This window comes from Kitasatospora putterlickiae, from assembly GCF_039527695.1.
Lineage (GTDB): Bacteria > Actinomycetota > Actinomycetes > Streptomycetales > Streptomycetaceae > Kitasatospora > Kitasatospora putterlickiae.
Genome location: NZ_BAAAKJ010000138.1, coordinates 26,775 through 31,074 on the forward strand (window position 1 = coordinate 26,775; position 4,300 = coordinate 31,074).

Sequence of the window (4,300 nt, forward strand, 5' to 3'; positions counted from 1 at the left end):
CGACGTCGGCTACGTCACCGCGGCCCGGCTGCTGCCGACCGTCCTGCTGCTGATGGTCGGCGGCGCGCTCGCCGACCGCCTGCCGCGCCACCACGTCATGGTCGCCGCCAACCTGTTCAGCGCCGTCTCCCAGGGCGCCCTGGCCGCCCTGGTGCTGAGCGGAGAGCCGGCCCTCTGGCAGCTGATGCTGCTCTCGGCCGGCGCCGGGGCCGGCTACGCCTTCTACTCCCCCGCCGCCGGCGGCATGATCATGGAGAGCGTCGCCCCCGAGCACGCCGCCCGGGCCTTCTCGGTCTACCGGATCGGCTTCAACGGCTCGCAGATCGGCGGCGCCGCGCTCGGCGGCGCGCTGACTGCGGCGGTCGGCGCCGGCTGGGTGCTCGCCCTGGACGCCGCCTGCTTCCTGGCCGCCGCCGCGCTGCGCTTCCTGCTGGAGCCGCAGGCCCCGACGGCCCGGGCCGGGGGCGGCGGCATGCTGCGCGACCTGCGCGAGGGCTGGCAGGAGTTCTCCTCCCGCCGCTGGCTCTGGGTGATCGTCCTCCAGTTCTCGGTGCTGGTCGCCTGCGTCGGCGCGGTCGAGACCGTGTACGGGCCGGCCTTCGCGAAGGAGCGGCTCGGCGGCGCCCGCGACTGGGGGCTGGCGATGGCGGCCTACGGCGTCGGCCTGGTCGCCACCGGCCTGCTGATGGCCCGCTGGCAGCCGCGCCGGATCCTGCTGGTCGGCAACTGGGGCGTCTTCCTGTTCGGCGTCCCGGCGCTCGCCCTGGCGGCGTCCGCTCCGATGCCGGCGCTCTGCGCGGCGATGTTCCTCTCCGGCGTCGGCGTCACCGTCTTCAGCGTCAACTGGATGATCGCGCTCCAGCAGGAGATACCCCCGGAGGCGTTCTCCCGGATCACCGCCTACGACGAACTCGGCTCGCTCTCGCTGGCCCCGATCGGCACCGCGCTCGCCGGCCCGGTCGCGAACCGGCTCGGCCTGTCCGGCGCGCTCTGGGCCTGCGCGGTGATCTCCCTGGTGTTCAGCGCCGCCGTGCTGCTGGAACCGCAGGTCCGCCGGCTCTCCCGGCGTCCCACCGTCCCGGCCGACGCCCCCGCCGACCCGGTCCCGGCCCCCGCCGCCACCGGCTGACCCACCCGGACGCACCCCGCGCACCCCCGCCCACGCCCTCCGGCCGGCAACCGCCGGAGGGCACGGCACGTCCGACCAGGTGACGGCCGTCGACCCCGGCCAGGGACTCGAACGCCACCACGTGGAGCGGCTGCTGTCCTGACCGCCGCGCCCTGGGGCGGTCCCCTCGCTCAGCCGGTGGGCAGCCAGCTGACGTGCCCGGCGAGCAGCGCGTACCCGACGAACGCCACCGTGTCGATCAGCGCGTGCGCCACCACCAGCGGCATCACCCGCCCCCACCGCCGGTACAGCAGGCAGAACACCACGCCCATCACGATGTTGCCGACCAGCCCGCCGACCCCCTGGTACAGGTGGTACGAGCCGCGCAGCAGCGAGCTCGCCGCCAGCGCCGCCGGCCACGACCAGCCCAGCTGCCCCAATCGGCGCAGCAGGTAGCCGAGGACGACGACCTCCTCCAGGATCGCGTTCTGCCAGGCCGACATCAGCAGCACCGGGATCCGCCACCAGACGTCCGGCAGTCCGGACGGCGCGACCGTCAGGTTGTAGCCGGCCGCCTGCGAGGCCAGGTAGAGCGCCAGCCCCGAGCCGCCGATCGCCGCCGCGACGGCCGCGCCGCGGCCGAGGTCGCCGAGCTTGCGCCCGAGGTCGAAGCCGAGCACCCGCAGCCCGGCTCCCTCGCGCACCAGCAGGTAGCCGACCAGCACCACCGGCATCAGGCCGCGGCCGATGTAGTAGAGCTGCCAGACCAGGTCCAGCCAGGGCCGTCCGGGGGCGCGCGAGCCGTTCAGGGTGGCCACCTGCTGGCCCAGCTTCAGCGTCTCGGTGAGCGAGCCGGTGAAGCTGATCAGCGCGCTGATGCCGCTCGCCCCGAGCGAGAGGCCGAGGACGGTCAGCAGCTCCACCCCGAGCAGACGGCGGGTCGGCTTCGCGGTCTCCGGTACGGTCGGGACGGTCGTCACGGGGGTGCTCCAGCACGGGCGGCGGCGGACGGGCGGCGCTCCGGGCGGCGGCGGACGGCCGTCGGCGGACCGGAGCGATCATCCTTCCACAGCGCGCCCGGCGCTCCCCGGGAGCGCTACCCCACCGGCCAGGTGTGCACCGGCTCGCCGCCGCGCATGTGCTCCATGTACCGCCGGGTCATCGCGGCCAGCGCGTCCGGCCGGTCCATCCCGTACTGCTCGCGCAGCCGGTGGAAGGTCGCGCTCTGCCAGGACGCGCCGTTGACCCGGCGCAGGCAGCGCTGCTCGATGATGCCCAGGTAGCGGTCCCGGTCGGCCGGCTCCACGCCCCACGCGTCCAGACCCTGGTAGGCCATCGGCAGCAGTTCGTTGAGCACCAGGTCGACGGCGGGGACGGTGGTCAGCCCGCCGCCGCGTCCGGCCCGGCCGGAGCGCGGCCACTGGAACACCGCGTCGACGCCGTAGCGGGCCGCCTGCTGGAAGTTCTCGTCGGCCTTCTCGAACGGCAGCCTGGTCCAGATCGGCCGGGACTGCTCGGCCAGCACCCGCACCACGCCGTAGTAGAACGCCGCGTTGGCGAGCGTGTCGGCCACCGTCGGCCCGGCCGGCAGCGCCCGGTTCTCCACCCGCAGGTGCGGCACCCCGCCGCTGACGTCGTAGACCGGCCGGTTCCAGCGGTAGATGGTGCCGTTGTGCAGCCGCATCTCGGCCAGCCGCGGCACGCCGCCGGAGGCCAGCACCTTGGCCGGGTCCTCGTCGTCACAGATCGGCAGCAGCGCCGGGAAGTAGCGCAGGTTCTCCTCGAACAGGTCGTACGCCGAGTCCACCCAGCGCTCGCCGAACCAGGTGATCGGGCGCACGCCCTGCGCCTTGAGCTCCGCCGAACGGGTGTCGCAGGCCTGCTGGAAGAGCACCGGGCGGGTCTCCCGCCACAGCTCCCGCCCGAACAGGAACGGCGAGTTGGCGCCGAGCGCGAGCTGTGGCCCGCAGATCGCCTGGGCGGCGTTCCACACCGAGGAGAACCGTTCCGGCGTCACCTGGAGGTGCAGTTGCAGCGAGGTGGCGGCGGCCTCGGCGACCATGGTGATGGATTCCAGCTGGAGGCGCTCGACGCCCTCGATGTCCAGCGTGATGTCCTCGCCCCGGGCGGCCAGGATCTGGTCGCTGAGCAGGCTGTAGCGCTGGTTGTGGGACATCGCGTCGAGCCCGGTGTGCTGGAGCTCCAGGGTCGGCAGGATGCCGACCATCACGATCCGCGCACCGGCCTCCGCGGCCCGCCGGTCGGCGTAGCGCAGCCCGGTGTCGAGTTCCTCGCGCAGTTCCTCGAAGACGTGCCCGAAGAGCCGGTGCGGCGCGATGTTGACCTCGATGTTGAAGCGGCCCAGCTCGGTCTGGAAGTCGGCGGAGCCGATCGCGGTGAGCACCTGGGCGTTGTTCAGCAGCGGCAGGCCCTGTTCGTCGGCCAGGTTGAGCTCGATCTCCACCCCCAGCACGCCCTTCGGACGGTCGAAGCGGTCCTCCCGCAGCATTCGGCCGAGGGCGTCGAGGCAGGACTGGAGCTTGCGCCGGTACATCTGCCGGTCCGAAAGGTCCGCCCGGGTCGCGCTGACCTTCTCGCCCATGGTCTCCTCCTCGTGAGCCGGCCGGCCCCCGACCGTGCAAGCATCATGCCCACCCCGAAGATCGATACCCGAAAGCTTCGATTGGCTTGCATTGCAAGGAAACTGATGCTGTTTCAGCGCATCTGCCGACTTGCCCAGGGCCACCGCCTGTGATAAACAGGTCACCCTGCGCACCTGTTCGAGTAGAATTCGCACTGCGCCACGGCCCGGCCGGCCATCGCCGCGAGACCCCCGGCGACAACGGCCGCGCCGGCACCGCGATCCTGCCCAACCGGACAAGGCCCAGGTCCCGTCACCGTCGACGCACCAGACAGCCATGCCGGTATGCCGCACTCGCACGCCGATCTCGCACGGAGAGGCGACCTTGCCATGACTCTGCAGACCCCCCAGCCCCCGCCCAGTGCCCTGCGCGCGGTCCTGGCCGCGCTCGACTCGGAGACCGCGCTGCGCCAACCCGCCGCCGCCGCGCTGCGTCATCCGACCGGGCCGCTCCTCCCCGCGCACCCGCTCGCCGTCCACGTCCTGGAGGGGCCGCGGGCCGAACTCTCCGCCGCCCGGCGGACGGGCTGGCGCTTCCTCATCAAGGACGG

General features: G+C 73.3%; 3 protein-coding genes and 1 pseudogene. 2 read left to right on the top strand and 2 right to left on the bottom strand.

Annotated features, from left to right (window positions below; all coding sequences use genetic code 11):
- Positions 1–1,129: MFS transporter (locus ABD308_RS14930; protein ID WP_344333746.1), on the top strand; the 1,129-nt coding region annotated here is incomplete at its 5' end.
- 170 nt (positions 1,130–1,299) lie between these two features.
- Here the strand turns inward: ABD308_RS14930 and ABD308_RS14935 are convergent.
- Both ABD308_RS14935 and ABD308_RS14940 read right to left on the bottom strand, forming a co-directional pair.
- On the bottom strand, positions 1,300–2,088 hold the full coding sequence (locus ABD308_RS14935; RefSeq protein WP_344333748.1) for a CPBP family intramembrane glutamic endopeptidase: 789 nt from the start codon (positions 2,086–2,088) through the stop codon (positions 1,300–1,302).
- A 116-nt stretch (positions 2,089–2,204) separates the two neighbouring features.
- Positions 2,205–3,710 carry a glutamate-cysteine ligase family protein gene (locus tag ABD308_RS14940; RefSeq protein WP_344333749.1) on the bottom strand — a complete coding sequence of 502 codons (1,506 nt, stop codon included), beginning with the start codon at positions 3,708–3,710 and terminating at the stop codon, positions 2,205–2,207.
- A gap of 369 nt (positions 3,711–4,079) precedes the next feature.
- Between ABD308_RS14940 and ABD308_RS14945 the strand changes: the two are divergent.
- Positions 4,080–4,300 (top strand): annotated as a pseudogene (locus tag ABD308_RS14945) (hypothetical protein); the annotation flags it as partial.